Source organism: Pseudomonas sp. PS02302 (assembly GCF_029959585.1).
GTDB lineage: Bacteria > Pseudomonadota > Gammaproteobacteria > Pseudomonadales > Pseudomonadaceae > Chryseomonas > Chryseomonas aestiva.
Window position 1 is genome coordinate 76,605 of sequence record NZ_JASCON010000005.1, and the last position, 17,201, is coordinate 93,805.

The window sequence follows — 17,201 nt, forward strand, 5'->3', positions numbered from 1 at the left end:
CTTAGGCGGCGGCGACGATGCTCACGTAACGACGACCGAAGGCGCCCTTCACGTCGAACTTGATCACGCCGTCCACTTTCGCGAACAGGGTATGATCCTTGCCGAGGCCCACGCCGTAACCGGCATGGTACTGGGTGCCGCGCTGACGCACGATGATGTTGCCGGCCTTGACGACCTGGCCGCCGTACAGCTTCACGCCAAGGCGTTTGCTTTCGGAATCGCGACCGTTACGAGTAGAACCACCCGCTTTTTTGTGTGCCATGAGTCAATTCTCCGTTAGAGGCGAGATCAGGCCTGGATGCCAGTGATCTTGATTTCGGTGAACCACTGACGGTGGCCCTGACGCTTCATGTGATGCTTACGACGACGGAATTTGATGATGGTGACCTTGTCGTGACGGCCCTGGGCGGTCACTTCGGCGGTCACTTTGGCACCATCAACGACCGGCAGACCGATCTTGACGTCGTCACCGTTGCCAACCAGCAGAACCTGGTCGAAGGTGACGGTTTCACCGGTGGCGATGTCGAGCTTCTCGACCTTCAGGTATTCGCCTTCGGCGACCTTGTATTGCTTGCCACCGGTAACGATAACTGCGTAGGACATGGTAAATCTCCGTTAAACCTGCTCACCCGGTGCTTTATAGGAGGTATCGTCGACCGGCATGGCTGCACGGGACCGGAAGGACCGCCGCGCAATTGCGTAAGACAGGGGGTCAACCCTAGGAATGTTCAGGGCCCGCGATTCTACGCAAGCCCGGGCCAGGAGGCAAGAGCCGCCCGCCCGCGCCTTGACAGCCCCCCACCCCACCCCTAGCATGCCGCGCAACCTCGTTCAGCGGCCATGCCGGGCCGGTGCCCAGCCGAATCGGCAGGAGCGGCGAGCCGCGGGAGCGCGATGGCAATCCCTGGGCATGGCACTCGTGCCGGTCCCTAGGGCATAGTCTGGCGGTCATGCGCCATCCGGCCGCCTGAATATTGCCCGGACCTCCAGTGGACACCTCTCAATGACGCAGCAATCCCAGTCCTTCTATCGCGTGGTGACGGACGATTTCGCCGCCGTAGACGGCATCATCCGCCAGCAGCTGACCTCGCGCGTGCCGCTGGTCGAGAAGATTGGCGACTACATCGTCTCCGCGGGTGGCAAACGCCTGCGTCCGCTGCTGGTGCTGCTGGCCGGCAAGGCGCTCGGGCGCGCCGACCACGATCTGCAGCTGCTGGCGGCGACCATCGAATTCCTGCACACCTCCACCCTGCTGCACGACGACGTCGTCGATGCCTCGGGGATGCGCCGCGGCCGTTCCACTGCCAACGCGCTCTGGGGCAATGCCCCCAGCGTGCTGGTCGGCGACTTCCTCTATGCCCGCTCCTTCGAGATGATGGTGGCGCTGGGCTCCATGGAGGTGATGCGCATCATCTCCCAGGCCACTCGCGTCATCGCCGAGGGCGAGGTGCTGCAGCTGTCGAAGATCCGCGACGCCAGCACCACCGAAGAGATCTACATGGAGGTCATTCGCGGCAAGACCGCCATGCTCTTCGAGGCCTCCACCCACAGCGCGGCGATCCTGGCCGGCGCCAGCGCCGAACAGGCGGACGCCCTGCGTCGCTATGGCGATCATCTGGGCGTGGCCTTCCAGCTGGTCGACGACCTGCTCGACTACCAGGGCGACGCCGTGGCCCTGGGCAAGAACGTCGGTGACGACCTGGCCGAAGGCAAACCGACCCTGCCGCTGATCGTGACCATGCGCGAAGGCACTGCCGAACAGGCCGCGCTGGTACGTCAGGCGATCCGCCAGGGCGGCAGCCAGGATCTGGAAGGCGTGCGCGCCGCCGTCGAAGCCGCCGGCGCCCTGGACTATACCGCGCGCAAGGCGCAGGAATTCGCCGAGCGAGCCATCGCCTGCCTGGATGCCCTCCCCGCCAGCGAATATCGCGATGCGCTCGCTGACTTGGGTCGCTTCTCGGTGGCCCGTACCCACTGAGGCCTGCCGTCGACTGACCAAGCCCGCCGTCGCCAGACTGCGGGCTTTTTCATGTCCTACTAAAAAAGTCAGGTAATCGGCTTGCTATTTAGCGAATAAGAATTATTCTCATAAATAGCACAGCAGGAGCTCTTGCCATGACTTATCTGATCGACGCCTGGCTGGACCGGCCGCATCCCTATCTGCGCATCCTCAACCGGGAAACCGGCAAGGTCTGCGCGGAACTGGACGAGACGGCCCTGGAAGAACTCAAGGACCTGGGCGAGCTGGACCTGCACAGCCTCACCTCCAGCGAACCGCGGGTGGTGAAGGAGCAGATCCGCCAGGTCTTCCTGTTCAGCTATGCCCTGGCGCTGCGCCCGGACAACGAGGCGCTGCGGCTGGACTGCTGAAGGCCGAAGAGTGGCCAACAGCACGTAGCGAGCGGTTGTTAGCCGGGTGCGCGCGGAGCGCAGAAACCGCAATGTACAAGTGGTACATGAGGATTTCGAGCACGGCACGCACCCACCTGGCGGACGCGCAGTAGTTTTGTCGGTCGCTCTTAAAGGACGTCGAGCAACTCGACGTCAAACACCAGCACGCTGTGCGGCGGGATGCCGCCGACGCCCTGGGCGCCATAGGCCAGTTCGCTGGGCACATGCAGGCGCCACTTGCTGCCGGCAGGCATCAGTTGCAGGGCTTCGGTCCAGCCGGCGATCACGCCGCCCACCGGAAACTCGGCCGGCTGGCCGCGCTGGTAGGAGCTGTCGAACACGCTGCCGTCGATGAGGGTGCCGTGGTAGTGGGTACGCACCTGGTCTTCGCGAGTCGGCGTAGCGCCTTCACCCTGGGTGAGCACCTCGTATTGCAGACCGGACGGCAGCACCACGACGCCAGGGCGCTCGGCATTGGCCTTCAGGTAGTCGACGCCTTCCTGGGCGGCCGCGGCGGCCTTGATCTGAGCTTCCGCCTGCATGCGCTCGCGGATGACCCGGAAGCTGGCGTTCAGCGACTCGACGTCCACCCGGGACTCCTGGCCGTCGAAGGCCTCGTTGAGACCGGCGAGCACGGCTGCCAGCTGCATGCCGGGGACCGGATTCTGGCGCAGCTGATCGCCCAGCTGGCGGCCGATGCCATAGCTGACGCGGGCTTCGTCGGTGTCGAGCAGGATGTCGTTCATAGCAGCCTTTCCATCGTCAAAAAGGAGCCGAGCCTAGCACATCAGGGACTCGACTCGCCGCCGCCCAGACTGCCCCGCTGCCGCCGACAGCGCTCGGAGCAGTAGCGCACCTCGTCCCAGTTGCGCTCCCACTTCTTGCGCCAGGTGAAGGGCCGCTGGCAGACCGGACAGAGCTTGGTGGGCAGATCGGCCTTCTTCATAGGGATTCTCCTGCGTCGAGACGCGCCAGCAGTGCCTCACCCCGTTGCCAGAGCGCCTGCTGCCGCTCGGGCGTCTGACGATCGAGATTGCGATAGAGATTGAGCATGCGCGGATAGTGGACGAAGCGCCCGCGATGGCGGATCAGGAAATGCCAGTAGAGGGCATTGAAGGGGCAGGCCCGCTCGCCCAGTGCCTCGCCAACCTGATAGTGGCAGCCCTTGCAGTAGTCGGACTGGCGACGGATGTACTGGCCGCTGGCGCAATAGGGCTTGCTCGCCAGATAGCCACCGTCCGCGTGCATTACCATGGCCTGGGTGTTGGGCAGCTCGACCCACTCGAAGGCATCCAGATAGACCGCCAGGTACCACTCGCCGATGGCCTGGGGCGCGATGCCGGCCAGCAGGGCGAAGTTGCCGGTGACCATCAGCCGCTGGATATGGTGAGCGTAACCCAGCGCCAGGGTCTGGCCGATGGCTTCGCGCATGCAGGCCATGCTGGTCGTCCCGGTCCAGTAGAACTCCGGTAGCGCCCGGCTATTGCCCAGCACATTGAGCTCCCGGTAGTCGGGCATGCGCAGCCAGTAGACGCCATGGACGTACTCCCGCCAACCGATCAGCTGACGCAGAAAACCCTCGGCGCTGTTGAGCGGCACCCTGCCCTCGCGATAGGCGACGTCCACGTCGGCGCAGAGCTGACGCAGGTCCAGCAGCCCGATATTGAGCGCCGCGCTGATCCGGGCGTGATGCAGATAGGGTTCGCCGCGGGCCATGGCGTCCTGGTAGCTACCAAAGTCGCGCAGGCCCGACGCCAGGAAGTGCTGCCAGAGGCGCTCAGCATCGGAACGCGTCACCGGGTAGTCGAAGCCCTCCAGCCGGCCATAGTGGTGGGCGAAGCGCTGCCCGACCAGGTCGAGCACCTCCCGGGTACAGGCATCGGGCGGGCAGCTGAAGGGCTCGGGGACAGGATGGTCCCTGGGCAGGGCCTTGCGATTGTCCTTGTCCAGATTCCAGACCCCGCCACAGGGTTCGTCCTCCCCTTCCATCAGCCAGCCGTGTCGTCTGCGCATGCCGCGGTAGAAGGCCTCCATCCGCAACTCGGTGCGCGCCCCGGCCCAGCGGGCGAAGGCGGCGCGGCTGCAAAGGAATCGGTCGTCGCCGTGCCACTGCACAGGCACCGCCAGAGCGAGCCCCCGCAAGGCCTGTTCCAGACGCCATTCGCCGGTTTCGGTCAGATGAACCTCGCGCGCGCCCGTTCCTTTCGCCCAGAAAGCGATCTCGGCCGGCAGCGAGCCCTGGTTGTCCGGGTCATCCAGGGTGCGGTAATGGACCTGGAAGCCACGCGTGCGCATCTCGCTGGCGAAGTGGCGCATGGCGCTGAAGATCAGGGCGATCTTGCGCGGATGGTGCGGGACGTAGCTGGTTTCTTCCTGGACCTCGGCGAGCAGCAGTACGTCCTGGGCGGGATCGGCATCACGCAGGGAGGCCAGCCGGGGCGACAACTGATCGCCAAGGATCGGCAGCAGGCGCCGGACGGCGCCGTGGCTCAAGAGGCGTTCCGGTAGTTCAGCGGGATCTTCAGGGGTTCCGAGGAGCGTGGCGCCATGCCGACCATCTCGTCATAGGCGCTGTGCTGAATGAGGAAGCACGGCAGCGGCGGCAGGTCGGCCAGCAGACGGCGGGCCTGGGCAGCGGAGCCCAGGCGGTAGAAGTGGCCATCCCGCCCGGTCAGCCGCGTGCGACCGTCCTGGGTGAGCACCTCGAGCACATAGAAGCCGCCTTCGATGGACAGCAGATTGAGTTCACGGACCTCGCCGGCCTGGGCGCGCTGGATCAATTCCGGCAATTGCATGGAAACCTCCGGGTCGAGATCGACGCCAGGAAGGGCGTCGATCGGCAGCTGTAAGCATTCGACAACCTAGGACAAGCCAGCGCAGCGGCGCAATCCACAAAGCGTAAACGAAAGCTGCCGGCGGCGGACGAATGGCCGCCTGGCCCGTCAGTGCTTGGTCAGCCGATCCAGATAGCCCATGGCGAAGGCCGAGACCACGAACACCAGATGGATGATCACGTACCACTTGAGGTATTCGGGATTGGTGTTCTGGGCATCCATGAAGATGCGCAACAGGTGGATCGAGGAGATGGCGACGATGGAGGCAGCCACCTTGTTCTTCAGCGAGCCCGAATCCATCTTGCCCAGCCAGCTGAGCTTTTCCGAGCCTTCATCGATGTCCAGCTGGGAGACGAAATTCTCGTAGCCGGAGATCATCACCATGACCAGCAGGCCACCCACCAGCGCCATGTCAATAAGCGACAGGACCAGCAGGATCAGTTCGGCTTCGGTGGATTGGAAGATGTGCGGCAGGACGTGGAAGACTTCCTGAAAGAACTTGAGCGCCAGCAGGACCAATGCCAGGGACAACCCCAGATAGATGGGGGCCAGCAGCCAGCGGGAGGCGTAAAGGGCTTTTTCGATCAGACGTTCCATGCAGACTCGCTCGGATTACCAGGGCCGGGCGAGTATACCGGGGCGGTGCAGGCGGACCAATGCGGCAGGTTGTACCTGACTCAGGCGTCGGGACCGACCTGGAAACGCACCTGCTGGTGGGCGCGCTCGCCGTTCATCTTGCGCAGCTCGCTCTGCATGTGCAGGCGCCAAATCTGGGTCTCTTCGACCTGGATATAGCCCTGTTCAACCAGGTTTTCGGCGATGGCGGTCATGACGCCTTCGGCCGCCTTGGGACCGTGGAAAGGCCCCTGGGCCTTGATCGCAGTGGGCTGCTGGCCATTCAGACCGGCGGCGCACAACAGGGTCCAGAGGCCCTGTTCCTGACCGAGCGGCTTGATTTCGCATTCGATACGGGTGACGAGGCCCAGGCAGGGACGGATCAGGGTAATGGTGCGGGACATGGCGTCATCCTCTCGAAGCGCTCAATGCTCGCCGGTCCTAGGCCAGAGGTATCCACAAAGGCTGTGGACAACCCTGTTGGTCAAAAGGGGGCAAGCGGGTCTAGGCGCCGTGCTACTTGGGCTACGACGCCTTGTACAAAATCCGACCTGCCCCCTGGAGCTCAGTTCTCCTGCGCTTCGTTGTTTTTCCCTTTTGCCTTGGAGTTATCACTGAGTTTGTCGGCCAGTTCATCTTCCAGCTCGAGCTCGGCGATTTCCTTGAGACGCTGTACCACGCGCGCATTGACGCTGCCGTCCGGGAAGCGCCCCTTGGCATCCGGTGCCCCGGCGGGCTCGCCCACCAGCAGCGACAGAGCCTCGTCCGCCTGGCGCACGGCATAGACATGGAACAGCCCTGCGCGAACCGCTTCCAGCACGGTCTCGTCGAGCATCAGGTTGGTGACGTTGGCGCGCGGGATGATCACACCCTGCTCGCCGGTCAGACCGCGGGCCTGACAGAGGCGGAAGAAACCCTCGATCTTCTCGTTCACGCCACCGACCGGTTGCACTTCGCCGAACTGGTTGATGGAGCCGGTGATGGCGAAGCACTGCTTGAGCGGCGTACGCGACAGCGCGGAGATCAGGGTGCAGGCCTCGCCGAGGGAGGCGCTGTCGCCATCGACATAGCCATAGGACTGCTCCAGGGCGATGCTGGCCGAGATCGACAGCGGGAATTCCTGGGCATAGCGACTGCCCAGGTAGCCGGTCAGGATCATCACGCCCTTGGAGTGGATGGGCTGGCCCAGACTGACCTCGCGCTCGATGTCGAGGATGCCGCTGGCACCCGGGTAGACGGTGGCCGAGATGCGCGCCGGCATGCCGAAGGCGGAATCGGCCACCTCCAGCACGGTGAGGCCGTTGCACTTGCCCACCGCAGCGCCCTGGGTGTCGATGAGGATGAGGCCGGTGAGCATGTCGTCCAGCACCCGGGCGCAGACGCGACCGGTGCGGGTCTCCTTGGCCTTGAGCGCGCGCTCGACATGGCCCTTGTCGGTACGCTCGTCACCGGCCAGGTGGCGGATGAAGTCGGCTTCGCTGACCAGCTGGAACAGATCGCCGATACGCGCCGACAGCCGCCCCTGGTGCTCGGCCAGGCGCGCGCTGTAGGTGGCCAGACGGGCCACGGCCGCCGAGGTCAGGGGCGCCATGCCCTCTTCCGAGGTGCGCGTCTTGAGCAACTGGGCGAACTGCTCGAGGCTTTCGTCGCGCAGCGGCAGCTCTTCGTCGAAGTCCACCAGCACCCGGAACATCTCCTGGAAGTCCGAATCCAGCTCCTGCAGGGTGTAGTAGATGTTGCGCGAGCCGATGATGATGACCTTGAGCTGCAGCGGGATCTGCTGCGGCGCCAGGCTCATGGCGGTGAGCCGGCCCAGCTCGGCCAGCGGCGATTCCATCTTCAGCTGACGCGAATGCAGGGCGCGCTTGAGGGCGTCCCAGACGAAGGGCTCGGTCAGCAGCTTGTCCGCCTCGACGATGAGGAAGCCGCCATTGGCGCGGTGCAGCGCGCCGGGGCGCAGCTGGCGATAGTTGGTGTAGAGCGCGCCCTGATCGGACTGGTATTCGATACGGCCGAAGAGGTTGTCGTAGGTCGGATGGGACTCGAACACCACCGGGGCACCACCGGTGACGTGGTGGCCGATGATCAGATTGGGCTCGTACTGCTCGCGCAGCTCCTTGCGCCGCTGCATGTCGGGCTTGGCGTCGTCGGCCAGTTGCTCGACCACCGTCTTGAGCAGGTCCACCTGCATGGCCTGCAGGTAGGCGCAGACCCCGGGGTTGTCGTTGTACTTTTCCGACAGCGGCGCCAGCAGCGGTTGCAGGGCCTGGATGATGGTGTCTTCGTTCAGGGCACGCAGCTGGTTGCTCGATTCCCGGCGCCACTGCGGCAGGCTGGCCAGCTCTTCGTTGAGACGCTCTTCCAGGCTGGAGATGTCGGCGTGGAAACGCTCCCGCTCGGCCTCGGGCAACTGGGCGAAGTCGGCTTCATCCAGCGCCTTGCCTTCCTTCATCGGGGTGAAGGCGACATTGTTGGCGTCGCGGTAGAGGGCGATTTCCTTTTCCAGGGCGAGCTTTTCCACCACGTCCAGCGCCTGGTCATAGCGCTGGTTGAAGGCGCGCTCGATGGCGCTCTTCTTCTGCTGGAAGGCCGGATGCTCGAACACCGCCGGAAAGGTGGCCAGGAGGTTGTCGATGAAATGGGCCATGTCGGCCACGAAGGCCTCGCCCTCGCCGGGGGGCAGCTCCAGCACGCTTGGCGCCCGGGGCTCTTCGAAGTGATTCAGGTACACCCAGTCGTTGGGCGTCGGCTGGCGCTTGGCTTCGGCCTTGAGATAGCGCTGGACGAAGGAGAAACGACCGGTGCCCGGCTCGCCCATGACGAAGACGTTGTAGCCGGGCCGCGGCATGGCCACGCCGAACTGCAGGGCTTCCACCGCGCGCTCCTGACCCAGGATGCCGCGAAAGGGCTCGAGCTGATCGGTATCGGCGAAGGAAAACTGTTCGGGGGCGAAGGGGCGGGTCAGCTCATCAGGGGCGAGCCGGAGACCGGCTGCGACGGGATCGTGCATCGTAAGTCCTTGTCAGGCATGCAAGCAGTGCCCGCATTCTGCGACCGGGATGACAGCCGAAGCAAGGCAAGCGGCGCTCCGCCGCATATTTAAGCGCAGCGGTTCGAGGGGCTTGCCATGACGTCCGTCGGTATTTTTCAACCCAGGCGTTTTTTGACGAAATTCTCACCAGGCGCCAACTAAGCTTTCTCCATAGGGATCAGACGTAGTATCCCGTAAGGAGGCTCCCATGGCTGTCTCTCGTCGTCTCGCCTCGTTGTTCGTCCTGCTGGCCAGTCTCGCGGCCTGCACCAGTTACCACGACCAGCTCATCGCCAAGGGCTATCCCCCGGCCTATGCCGATGGCTTCAGCGACGGTTGCCAGACCGGCAAACAGGCGGTCAATGGCATCGGTTACGAGCACAAGGACGCCCGCCGCTTCGCCGCGGAAAAGCCCTACCAGCAAGGGTGGGACGCGGGCTACGCGCAATGCGTGCAGGTGGCCCAGCGCGAAGAGCAGCAGCGCTTCGTCGAGCAGGTCCGGGAAAATCGCGAAAGCGCCGAGTCGCTGCTGCAGCGCTCGAGAACACGTTGAGGTCGCAGCCAACCTTGCGGCTCTGAGCGGATGACCTATGCTGGCGGGCCCGCTAGTCGAGCCCTGCCGATGTCTGCCCGCTCTCCGCTGTTCGCCGTCGCCCTGCTGCTGGTCGCCATGACCTCGATCCAGACCAGCGCCAGCCTGGCCAAGACCCTGTTCCTGCGTCTCGATCCGGTCGGCGTCACCACCCTGCGGCTGATCTTCGCGGCCCTCGTCCTGCTGATCGTGCTGCGCCCCTGGCGCAACTTCCGCCGCGCGGCGCTGGGCAGCCTGCTGGGCTATGGCGTCGCCATGGGCGTGATGAACCTGACCATCTACCTGGCCATGCAACGGCTGCCGATCGGCATCGCCGTCGGCCTGGAATTCGTCGGACCGCTGGTGGTGGCGCTGTGCGCCCTGCGCCGCGGGCTGGACCTGCTGTGGATCGTGCTGGTGGTGGCCGGCCTGGCCGTGCTCCTGCCCTTCGGCCACAACGCCTCGGCCCTGGATCCGCTGGGCACCACCCTGGCGCTGGGTGCCGGCGCCTGCTGGGCGATCTACATCGTCCTGGGCAAGCGCGCCGGCGCGGTTCACGGTACCGGCACGGTGGCTTTCGGCGCCTCCATCGCCGCCCTGGTCGTGCTGCCCATCGGCATCGTCCACAGCGGCAGCAATCTCTTGCAACCGGAAATCTGGCCGCTGGCGCTGGCCCTGGCGCTGATGTCCACGGCCATTCCCTATGCCCTGGAAATGGCCGTCCTGACCCGCCTGCCGGCCGCCACCTTCGGCACCCTGATGAGCCTGGAACCGGCGCTGGGCGCCCTTTCCGGCTGGGTATTCCTCGGCGAGATCCTGGGCGTCGCCCAGTGGTTCGCCCTTGCCTGCATCATCGTCGCGTCCGTCGGCGCCACCTGGAGCAGCCGCCTGACCCCGGAGCAAACGCCGCTCTAGACACTCTATAGCGAGGCGAATCCTCACGTGGAGCGACGACGATGATCTATCTGATAATGGGCGTCTCGGGCAGTGGCAAGACCACCCTGGGCGAGCTCCTGGCCAGCCGGCTGGACTGCCGTTTCGACGATGCCGACACCTTCCACAGCCAGGCCAACAAGGACAAGATGGCCAAGGGCATCGCCCTCACCGACGCGGATCGCTGGCCCTGGCTGGATGCCATCCACGCCGCCATGCAGCAGGCGCAGGCCGAAGGCACCACCCGGGTGTTCGCCTGCTCGGCGCTGAAGAAGGTCTATCGCGATCGCCTGCTGAACGGCCTGCAAGGCGTCCGGCTGCTGTTCCTCAAGGGCTCACCCGAGCTGCTGGCCAAGCGCATCGGCAGTCGCCGGGGGCATTTCTTCGATCCCAAGCTCTTGCAGAGCCAGCTCGACACCCTGGAGGCGCCGGATCACCTGGAAGCCCAGGTGCTGGACGTGCGCAAGGCGCCCGAGCAACTGGTGGACGAGGTGCTTGAGCACGGCCACGGCGCCTGAGCGCGGCGGCCGCCGGCTCAGACCGCGACCGGCGCCTTGATGTGCGGATGGGCCTGGTAGCCTGCCAGTTCGAAATCCTCGAAGCGGAAGGCGAACAGGTCCGTGACCGCCGGATTGACCTTCATGGTCGGCAGCGGCAGCGGTTCGCGGGTCAGCTGCAGATCGGTCTGCTCCAGATGATTGGCATAGAGGTGGCAATCACCGCCGGTCCAGATGAATTCGCCCGGTTGCAGTCCGGTGACCTGGGCCACCATCAGGGTCAGCAGCGCGTAGCTGGCGATGTTGAAGGGCACGCCGAGGAAGATGTCGGCGGAACGCTGATACAGCTGGCAGCTCAGCCGGCCATCGGCGACATAGAACTGGAACAGCGCATGGCACGGCGGCAGCGCCATCTCGTCCACCAGCGCCGGATTCCAGGCCGAGACGATCAGCCGCCGCGAGTCGGGCTTGGCGCGGATCATGTCCACCACCCCGGCGATCTGGTCGATATGGCGACCATCCGGTGCCGGCCAGCTGCGCCACTGGTAGCCGTAGACCGGGCCCAGTTCGCCGTTCTCGTCGGCCCATTCGTCCCAGATGGACACGCCGTTTTCCTTCAGGTAGCGGATGTTGGTCTCGCCCTGCAGGAACCACAGCAGTTCGTGGATGATGGATCGCAGATGGCACTTCTTGGTGGTGACCAGGGGAAAGCTCTCGGCCAGATCAAATCTCATCTGGTAGCCGAAGACGCTATAGGTCCCGGTGCCGGTGCGGTCGCTCTTGAAGGTGCCGTGTTCACGCACGTGGCGCATCAGGTCGAGGTACTGTTTCATGGCGGGAGCGCTACCTGGCAAAAGGCAAATGGTATCAAATCGCGCCTCGCGAGAGCGGTCGCGCTTGTCGCAGCCCTGACCATCGGACACAAAAAAAGCGGCCCTGAGGCCGCCTTTTCCATCGATCCTCAGCTGTTGGCCGGCGGCGCCATGAGGGTCGCCGTTTCGCGTTCGCGCCGGGTGATCTCCGAGGCCGTGGCGTCCATGGCTTCCTGCAGGCCCTGCAGGCGCTTCTTCTCGGCGCGGCGCGTGAAGTACCAGGCGAAGAAGGTGAACAGCGAGACCGCCAGGAGGATCAGGCTGGCGATGGCGTTGATCTCCGGCTTCACGCCCAGGCGCACCGCCGAGAACACCTCCATGGGCAGCGTGGTCGAGCCGGGGCCCGAGACGAAGCTCGCCAGCACCAGGTCGTCCAGCGACAGGGCGAAGGACATCATGCCGCCCGCCGCCAGCGAGGGCGCGATCATGGGAATGGTGATCAGCAGGAACACCTTCCACGGCCGGGCGCCCAGGTCCATGGCCGCCTCCTCGATGGACAGGTCCAGTTCGCGCAGGCGCGAGGAGACCACCACCGCCACATAGGAGGAGCAGAAGCTAGTGTGGGCGATCCAGATGGTGGTCACGCCGCGGTCCTGCGGCCAGCCGATCAGTTGCGCCATGGAAACGAACAGCAGCAGCAGCGATAGACCGGTGATCACCTCGGGCATCACCAGCGGCGCCGTGACCATGCCGCCGAAGACGGTGCGGCCGCGGAAGCGCGGGATGCGGGTCAGCACGAAGGCCGCCAGGGTGCCGAGGATCACCGAGGAGATGGCCGTGTAGAAAGCGATCTCCAGCGAGCGGAACACCGCACTCATCAGCTGGGTATTGTCCAGCAGGCCGACGTACCACTTCACCGACCAGCCGCCCCAGACGGTCACCAGGCGCGACTCGTTGAAGGAGTAGATGACCAGGATGACCATCGGCAGATAGATGAACAGCAGCCCGAGCACCAGCATCAGGTTGGTGAACTTGAGGCCTCTCATAGCTTGCCCTCCAGTTCCTTGGCTTGGTTTCTGTTGAACAGCACGATGGGCACGATGAGGATCACCAGCATCACCACCGCCAGGGCGGAGGCCACCGGCCAGTCACGGTTGTTGAAGAATTCCTGCCAGAGCACGCGGCCGATCATCAGGGTCTCCGGGCCACCCAGCAGCTCGGGAATGACGAACTCGCCCACCGCCGGAATGAACACCAGCATGCAGCCGGCGATGATGCCGTTCTTGGACAGCGGCACGGTGATTCTCCAGAAGCTGGTGAAGCGACTGGCACCCAGGTCGCCAGCGGCTTCCAGCAGGGTCAGGTCATGCTTCACCAGGTTGGCGAACAGCGGCAGGATCATGAACGGCAGATAGGAATAGACGATCCCCAGGTACACCGCGAAGTTGGTGTTGAGCATCTGCAGCGGACTGCTGATGATCCCCAGACTCATCAGGAAGCTGTTGATCAGGCCATTGGTGGACAGCAGCCCCATCCAGGCATAGACGCGGATGAGGATGGCGGTCCAGGTCGGCATCATGATCAGCAGCAGCAGCACCGTCTGCTTCTCGCGACCGGCCCGGGCGATGGCATAGGCCATGGGATAGCCGATCAGTAGACAGATCAGGGTGCTGATGCCGGCCATCTTCAGCGAGCCGAGGTAGGCGTCCAGATACAGCGGATCGCCGGCGAACATCAGGTAGTTGCCGAAGTTGAGCGCGATATCCAGTTGCTGGTCGGCGTAGCTGAACAGTTCGGTGTAGGGCGGGATGGCCACGTCCGCGACCGAGAAGCTGATCTTGAGCACGATCAGGAACGGCAGCAGGAAGAACAGGAACAGCCACACGAAGGGCACGCCGATGGTCAGGCGGCGGCCATCGAGCAGGCGCTTGAGCAAGGGAGGTCTGGTCATGCTTGCAGTACCACGCCGCTGTCGTCTTCCCAGTACACCACCACGGCGTCATCCCAGGTGGGTCGCTTGCCGAGGCGCTCGGCATTGGCGATGAAGCACTGGACGATGGGGCCGGTGCCCAGCTTGACGTGATAGACCGAGTGCCCGCCCAGGTAGGCGATGTCGTGCACGGTGCCGCTGCACCAGTTGTAGTCGGGATGCTCGTGATCCGCCGGCAGGCTGGTGCCCATCAGCAGTTTCTCGGGGCGCAGGGCGAAGGTAACCTGCTTTTCCTGGGCGCGGGTGCTGATGCCGTGACCGATGTAGATCGGTCGCTCCAGTTGCGGACTGTGGATGATGGCGTGGTCGGCACCGTCGTCGGTCAGCTCGCCGTCGAAGACGTTGACGCTACCGATGAACTCGCAGACCAGGCGGCTCGCCGGGGTCTCGTAGATGTCCATGGGGCTGCCCACCTGGGCGATCCAGCCCAGGTGCATGATGGCGATGCGCTCGGCCATGGTCATGGCCTCTTCCTGGTCGTGGGTCACCATCACGCAGGTCACGCCCACGCGCTCGATGATCTCCACCAGTTCCAGCTGCATCTGCGAACGCAGTTTCTTGTCCAGGGCGCCCATGGGTTCGTCGAGCAGCAGCAGCTTGGGCCGCTTGGCCAGGGAGCGCGCCAGGGCCACCCGCTGGCGCTGGCCACCGGAGAGCTGGTGCGGCTTGCGCTTGGCGTACTGGGTCATGTGCACCAGCTTGAGCATCTCGGCCACGCGGGCGTCGATCTCGGCCTTGGGCAGCTTGTCCTGCTTGAGGCCGAAGGCGATGTTCTGCTCCACGCTCATGTGCGGGAACAGCGCATAGGACTGGAACATCATGTTGATCGGCCGCTCGTAGGGCGGCATATCGGTGATGTCCACGCCATCGAGGAAGATGCGCCCTTCGCTGGGTCGCTCGAAACCGGCCAACATGCGCAGCAGGGTCGACTTGCCCGAACCCGAGCCGCCGAGCAGGGCGAAGATCTCGCCCTTGTTGATGGTCAGGGAGACGTCGTCGACAGCGACGGTTTCGTCGAACTTCTTGGTGACCCGGTCGATCTTGACCAGGACTTCCTTGGCTTTCTTGTCGCCGGTGGCGGCTTTCTTGAAGGCACTGGTGGCAGTCGCCATGTACATCTCCCCAGGAAAATCGGGGACCGGCCGAGCCGGTCCGCTTTAGCGTTGGTTATTTGCCGGACTTGACCCGCGTCCAGCTGCGGGTTTCCAGGCGCAGGATCTGCGGGGGCAGTTCCTTCATCACGTACAGCTTGTCCATCACCGCCTGTGGCGGATAGACGGTCTCGTCCTGCCGCAGCTCGGCATTCATCAGCTCGCCCGCCTGCGGATTGGGGTTGGCGTAGCCGACATAGTCACTGACCTTGGCGATGACCTCGGGCTGCAGCAGATAGTTGATGAAGGCATGGGCCTCCTTCACGCTCTTGGCATCCTTGGGGATGGCCAGGAGGTCGAACCAGAGGTTCGCGCCCTCCTTGGGAATCGCGTAGCCGATGTTGACGCCCTTCTTCGCTTCCTCGGCACGCGAACGCGCCTGAAAGACATCGCCGGAATAGCCGAACGCCACGCAGATATTGCCGTTGGCCAGATCCGAGATGTACTTGGAGGAATGGAAATAGGTGATGTATGGCCGCACCTTGAGCAGCTGGGCCTCGGCCTTCTTGTAGTCGTCGGGGTTGGTGCTGTTGGGGTCGAGCCCCAGGTATTGCAGAACCGCCGGATAGACCTCGTCAGGCGAATCCATGAAGGAAACGCCGCACTTGCTCAGCTTCTTGAGGTTTTCGGGTTCGAACAGGATGGCCCAGGAATCGAGCTTGTCGGTGCCCAGCGCGGCCTTGACCTTGTCGATATTGTACCCGATGCCATTGGTGCCCCACAGGTAGGGAACGCCGTATTGGTTACCCGGATCGCTCTTTTCCAGCTGCTTGAGCAGCGCCGGATCGAGATTCTGCCAGTTCGGCAGCTGGCTCTTGTCAAGTTTCTGGAAGGCGCCCGCCTTGATCTGCTTGGCCAGGAAGTTGCTCGAGGGCACCACCACGTCATAGCCGGTGTGGCCGGCCAGGAGCTTGCCTTCGAGGGTTTCGTTGGAATCGAAGACGTCATAGACCGGCGTGATGCCGGTGGCCTTCTGGAAATCCTCGAGCGTGGTCTCGCCGACGTAATCGCTCCAGTTGTAGACGCGTACCGTCGGCTCGGCGACGGCGGTTCCCATGACGGTCAGGGTGGTCATGGCCAGCAGGGTTTTACGCAACGAAAGCACGGGCGGCTCCTTTCATGGTGGGCATCAGGGCGACACCCTTTCAGCGGTCCATACAGACGGACGGCACGCCGGAGTGACTCCGGCGTGCCGTTCTTTCAGCCGCACGCGGCGGCGGAACTCACTTACCGGACTTGATGGTGGTCCAGGTACGGGTCATCAGACGCTGGGTCTTGGCCGGAAGATCCGGGAAGGCGTACAGCTTGGTCATGGTTTCCTGGGTCGGATAGATCCCCGGGTTGGTGCGGATCGCTTCAGCTACGAGCGGGGTCGCTTCCTTGTTGCCGTTGGGATACTGCACGTAGTCGCTGACCGCCGCGATCACCTTGGGCTCCATGATGTAGTTGATGAACTTGAGCGCGCCCTCGGGATTCTCGGCGTCCTTGGGAATGGCCATGGTGTCGAAAAAGGTGCCGGCGCCTTCCTTGGGAATGTTGTAGGCCACGGTCACGCCGTTCTTGGCGTCGGCCGCGCGGGCCTTGGCCTGGGCGATGTCGCCGGAATAGCCGACCGCCACGCAGACGTTGCCGTTGGCCAGGTCCGAGATGTACTTGGAGCTGTGGAAATAGGTGATGTACGGCCGCACCTTGAGGAACAGCTCCTCGGCCGCCTTGATCTCTTTGGGATCCTGGCTATCCGGCTTGTAGCCGAGGTAGTGCAGACCGGCGGGAATGATCTCGGTGGGCGAATCCAGCACGGCCACGCCGCAGCCCTTGAGCTTGGAAAGGTTCTCGGGCTTGAAGATCAGGTCCCAGGAATCCACCGGGGCGTTGTCGCCCAGGGCAGCCTTGACCTTGGCCGGGTTGTAGCCGATGCCGATGGTGCCCCACAGGTAGGGGATGGCGTACTGGTTGCCCGGATCGCTGACTTCCAAGGTCTTCATCAGCTGCGGATCCAGGTTGCTGTAGTTGGGCAACTTGGACTTGTCCAGCGGCTGGTAGACGCCGGCCTTGATCTGCTTGGCCAGGAAGGAGTTGGACGGCACCACCACGTCGTAGCCGGAACGGCCGGCGAGCAGCTTGGCTTCGAGGGTCTCATTGCTGTCGTAGACGTCATAGACCACCTTGATCCCCGACTCCTTCTCGAAGTTGGCGATGGTGTCTTCGGCAATGTAGTCGTTCCAGTTGTAGACGTGCAGGACCTTGGGGTCCGCCGAGGCGTTACCGGCAAAGAGGCCGGCCAGGCTCAGCGCTAGAAGAGTCTTGCCAAAAACATTCATGCGGTGGTGCTCCTCAAGTCATCGTTGATCTTTTGATTCGGTACGCGGCCAGCGC

The 17,201-nt window shown here is 64.0% G+C and carries 20 protein-coding genes and 1 other RNA gene; 5 read left to right on the forward strand and 16 right to left on the reverse strand.

Annotated elements, in window-relative coordinates; translation table 11 throughout:
• Position 1: 1 nt before the first annotated feature.
• Positions 2-262 carry a 50S ribosomal protein L27 gene (rpmA, locus tag QMX82_RS03270; RefSeq protein WP_007160792.1) on the reverse strand — a complete coding sequence of 87 codons (261 nt, stop codon included), beginning with the start codon at positions 260-262 and terminating at the stop codon, positions 2-4.
• A gap of 26 nt (positions 263-288) precedes the next feature.
• The gene (gene rplU / locus QMX82_RS03275) at positions 289-603 is read right to left on the reverse strand and encodes a 50S ribosomal protein L21 (protein WP_007160791.1); all 315 of its coding nucleotides are present in this window, start codon (positions 601-603) and stop codon (positions 289-291) included.
• 400 nt (positions 604-1,003) lie between these two features.
• On the opposite strand from rplU, the gene QMX82_RS03280 reads away from it, so the two are divergent.
• Both QMX82_RS03280 and QMX82_RS03285 read left to right on the forward strand, forming a co-directional pair.
• Positions 1,004-1,978 carry a polyprenyl synthetase family protein gene (locus QMX82_RS03280; RefSeq protein ID WP_027600172.1) on the forward strand — a complete coding sequence of 325 codons (975 nt, stop codon included), beginning with the start codon at positions 1,004-1,006 and terminating at the stop codon, positions 1,976-1,978.
• Between the two features lie 137 nt (positions 1,979-2,115).
• Positions 2,116-2,370, forward strand: coding sequence for a PA4570 family protein (locus QMX82_RS03285; RefSeq protein ID WP_007160789.1), 255 nt, complete (start codon positions 2,116-2,118; stop codon positions 2,368-2,370).
• 12 nt (positions 2,371-2,382) lie between these two features.
• On the opposite strand, the gene QMX82_RS03290 is transcribed toward QMX82_RS03285, so the two are convergent.
• The 8 genes from QMX82_RS03290 to QMX82_RS03325 form a co-directional block, all read right to left on the reverse strand.
• A non-coding RNA gene (locus tag QMX82_RS03290) (sX9 sRNA) lies at positions 2,383-2,458 on the reverse strand.
• A gap of 61 nt (positions 2,459-2,519) precedes the next feature.
• On the reverse strand, positions 2,520-3,137 hold the full coding sequence (locus QMX82_RS03295) for an FKBP-type peptidyl-prolyl cis-trans isomerase (RefSeq protein ID WP_187980262.1): 618 nt from the start codon (positions 3,135-3,137) through the stop codon (positions 2,520-2,522).
• A gap of 41 nt (positions 3,138-3,178) precedes the next feature.
• Positions 3,179-3,337 (reverse strand): DUF2256 domain-containing protein, encoded by a 159-nt coding sequence (locus tag QMX82_RS03300; protein ID WP_158891806.1) that lies wholly within the window; start codon positions 3,335-3,337, stop codon positions 3,179-3,181.
• Positions 3,334-4,884, reverse strand: a complete 1,551-nt coding sequence (locus QMX82_RS03305; protein ID WP_282281258.1) for a cryptochrome/photolyase family protein — start codon at positions 4,882-4,884, stop codon at positions 3,334-3,336. Before QMX82_RS03305 ends, QMX82_RS03300 begins: the two co-directional genes overlap by 4 nt.
• Positions 4,881-5,186: a DUF6482 family protein gene (locus QMX82_RS03310; protein WP_208692796.1), complete on the reverse strand. Its 306-nt coding sequence runs from the start codon at positions 5,184-5,186 to the stop codon at positions 4,881-4,883. Before QMX82_RS03310 ends, QMX82_RS03305 begins: the two co-directional genes overlap by 4 nt.
• 147 nt (positions 5,187-5,333) lie before the next feature.
• Entirely contained in the window at positions 5,334-5,822 is a 489-nt protein-coding gene (locus tag QMX82_RS03315; RefSeq protein ID WP_133861321.1) for a TIGR00645 family protein, read from the reverse strand.
• Between the two features lie 80 nt (positions 5,823-5,902).
• A complete protein-coding gene (locus QMX82_RS03320) occupies positions 5,903-6,244 on the reverse strand; it encodes a PA4575 family protein (protein WP_007160783.1) in 342 nt (113 codons plus the stop codon).
• Between the two features lie 161 nt (positions 6,245-6,405).
• A complete protein-coding gene (locus QMX82_RS03325; RefSeq protein ID WP_208692797.1) occupies positions 6,406-8,850 on the reverse strand; it encodes a Lon protease family protein in 2,445 nt (814 codons plus the stop codon).
• Positions 8,851-9,079: 229 nt separating this feature from the next.
• On the opposite strand from QMX82_RS03325, the gene QMX82_RS03330 reads away from it, so the two are divergent.
• The 3 genes from QMX82_RS03330 (at position 9,080) to QMX82_RS03340 (ending at position 10,893) form a co-directional block, all read left to right on the forward strand.
• The gene (locus QMX82_RS03330; RefSeq protein ID WP_208692799.1) at positions 9,080-9,424 is read left to right on the forward strand and encodes a hypothetical protein; all 345 of its coding nucleotides are present in this window, start codon (positions 9,080-9,082) and stop codon (positions 9,422-9,424) included.
• 69 nt (positions 9,425-9,493) lie between these two features.
• Entirely contained in the window at positions 9,494-10,357 is an 864-nt protein-coding gene (locus tag QMX82_RS03335) for an EamA family transporter (protein ID WP_282281259.1), read from the forward strand.
• A gap of 41 nt (positions 10,358-10,398) precedes the next feature.
• Complete coding sequence (locus QMX82_RS03340) at positions 10,399-10,893, forward strand: gluconokinase (protein ID WP_282281260.1); 495 nt, start codon at positions 10,399-10,401, stop codon at positions 10,891-10,893.
• Positions 10,894-10,910: 17 nt separating this feature from the next.
• Here QMX82_RS03340 and QMX82_RS03345 read toward each other — a convergent pair whose 3' ends face one another.
• The 6 genes from QMX82_RS03345 to QMX82_RS03370 all read right to left on the reverse strand — a co-directional run bounded on the left by QMX82_RS03345 (position 10,911) and on the right by QMX82_RS03370 (position 17,146).
• Complete coding sequence (locus QMX82_RS03345; RefSeq protein WP_282281261.1) at positions 10,911-11,705, reverse strand: thymidylate synthase; 795 nt, start codon at positions 11,703-11,705, stop codon at positions 10,911-10,913.
• A gap of 128 nt (positions 11,706-11,833) precedes the next feature.
• Positions 11,834-12,730, reverse strand: a complete 897-nt coding sequence (locus QMX82_RS03350) for an ABC transporter permease subunit (protein ID WP_208692807.1) — start codon at positions 12,728-12,730, stop codon at positions 11,834-11,836.
• Entirely contained in the window at positions 12,727-13,635 is a 909-nt protein-coding gene (locus tag QMX82_RS03355) for an ABC transporter permease subunit (RefSeq protein WP_208692809.1), read from the reverse strand. Before QMX82_RS03355 ends, QMX82_RS03350 begins: the two co-directional genes overlap by 4 nt.
• A complete protein-coding gene (gene potA, locus QMX82_RS03360; protein WP_133861329.1) occupies positions 13,632-14,786 on the reverse strand; it encodes a polyamine ABC transporter ATP-binding protein in 1,155 nt (384 codons plus the stop codon). Before potA ends, QMX82_RS03355 begins: the two co-directional genes overlap by 4 nt.
• A gap of 55 nt (positions 14,787-14,841) precedes the next feature.
• Positions 14,842-15,900 carry a polyamine ABC transporter substrate-binding protein gene (locus QMX82_RS03365; RefSeq protein WP_208695047.1) on the reverse strand — a complete coding sequence of 353 codons (1,059 nt, stop codon included), beginning with the start codon at positions 15,898-15,900 and terminating at the stop codon, positions 14,842-14,844.
• Between the two features lie 148 nt (positions 15,901-16,048).
• Entirely contained in the window at positions 16,049-17,146 is a 1,098-nt protein-coding gene (locus tag QMX82_RS03370; protein WP_133861330.1) for a polyamine ABC transporter substrate-binding protein, read from the reverse strand.
• Positions 17,147-17,201: the final 55 nt, after the last annotated feature.

Bases quoted from the DNA above. Each gene is read 5' to 3' on its own strand.
- QMX82_RS03340 (WP_282281260.1), top strand. From the start codon at position 10,399: ATGATCTATCTGATAATGGGCGTCTCGGGCAGTGGCAAGACCACCCTG.
- QMX82_RS03370 (WP_133861330.1), bottom strand. From the start codon at position 17,146: ATGAATGTTTTTGGCAAGACTCTTCTAGCGCTGAGCCTGGCCGGCCTC.
- QMX82_RS03300 (WP_158891806.1), bottom strand. From the start codon at position 3,337: ATGAAGAAGGCCGATCTGCCCACCAAGCTCTGTCCGGTCTGCCAGCGG.
- QMX82_RS03345 (WP_282281261.1), bottom strand. From the start codon at position 11,705: ATGAAACAGTACCTCGACCTGATGCGCCACGTGCGTGAACACGGCACC.
- QMX82_RS03330 (WP_208692799.1), top strand. From the start codon at position 9,080: ATGGCTGTCTCTCGTCGTCTCGCCTCGTTGTTCGTCCTGCTGGCCAGT.
- QMX82_RS03350 (WP_208692807.1), bottom strand. From the start codon at position 12,730: ATGAGAGGCCTCAAGTTCACCAACCTGATGCTGGTGCTCGGGCTGCTG.
- QMX82_RS03280 (WP_027600172.1), top strand. From the start codon at position 1,004: ATGACGCAGCAATCCCAGTCCTTCTATCGCGTGGTGACGGACGATTTC.
- potA (WP_133861329.1), bottom strand. From the start codon at position 14,786: ATGGCGACTGCCACCAGTGCCTTCAAGAAAGCCGCCACCGGCGACAAG.
- QMX82_RS03325 (WP_208692797.1), bottom strand. From the start codon at position 8,850: ATGCACGATCCCGTCGCAGCCGGTCTCCGGCTCGCCCCTGATGAGCTG.
- QMX82_RS03315 (WP_133861321.1), bottom strand. From the start codon at position 5,822: ATGGAACGTCTGATCGAAAAAGCCCTTTACGCCTCCCGCTGGCTGCTG.
- QMX82_RS03355 (WP_208692809.1), bottom strand. From the start codon at position 13,635: ATGACCAGACCTCCCTTGCTCAAGCGCCTGCTCGATGGCCGCCGCCTG.
- QMX82_RS03310 (WP_208692796.1), bottom strand. From the start codon at position 5,186: ATGCAATTGCCGGAATTGATCCAGCGCGCCCAGGCCGGCGAGGTCCGT.
- QMX82_RS03320 (WP_007160783.1), bottom strand. From the start codon at position 6,244: ATGTCCCGCACCATTACCCTGATCCGTCCCTGCCTGGGCCTCGTCACC.
- rplU (WP_007160791.1), bottom strand. From the start codon at position 603: ATGTCCTACGCAGTTATCGTTACCGGTGGCAAGCAATACAAGGTCGCC.
- QMX82_RS03365 (WP_208695047.1), bottom strand. From the start codon at position 15,900: ATGACCACCCTGACCGTCATGGGAACCGCCGTCGCCGAGCCGACGGTA.
- rpmA (WP_007160792.1), bottom strand. From the start codon at position 262: ATGGCACACAAAAAAGCGGGTGGTTCTACTCGTAACGGTCGCGATTCC.
- QMX82_RS03285 (WP_007160789.1), top strand. From the start codon at position 2,116: ATGACTTATCTGATCGACGCCTGGCTGGACCGGCCGCATCCCTATCTG.
- QMX82_RS03335 (WP_282281259.1), top strand. From the start codon at position 9,494: ATGTCTGCCCGCTCTCCGCTGTTCGCCGTCGCCCTGCTGCTGGTCGCC.
- QMX82_RS03295 (WP_187980262.1), bottom strand. From the start codon at position 3,137: ATGAACGACATCCTGCTCGACACCGACGAAGCCCGCGTCAGCTATGGC.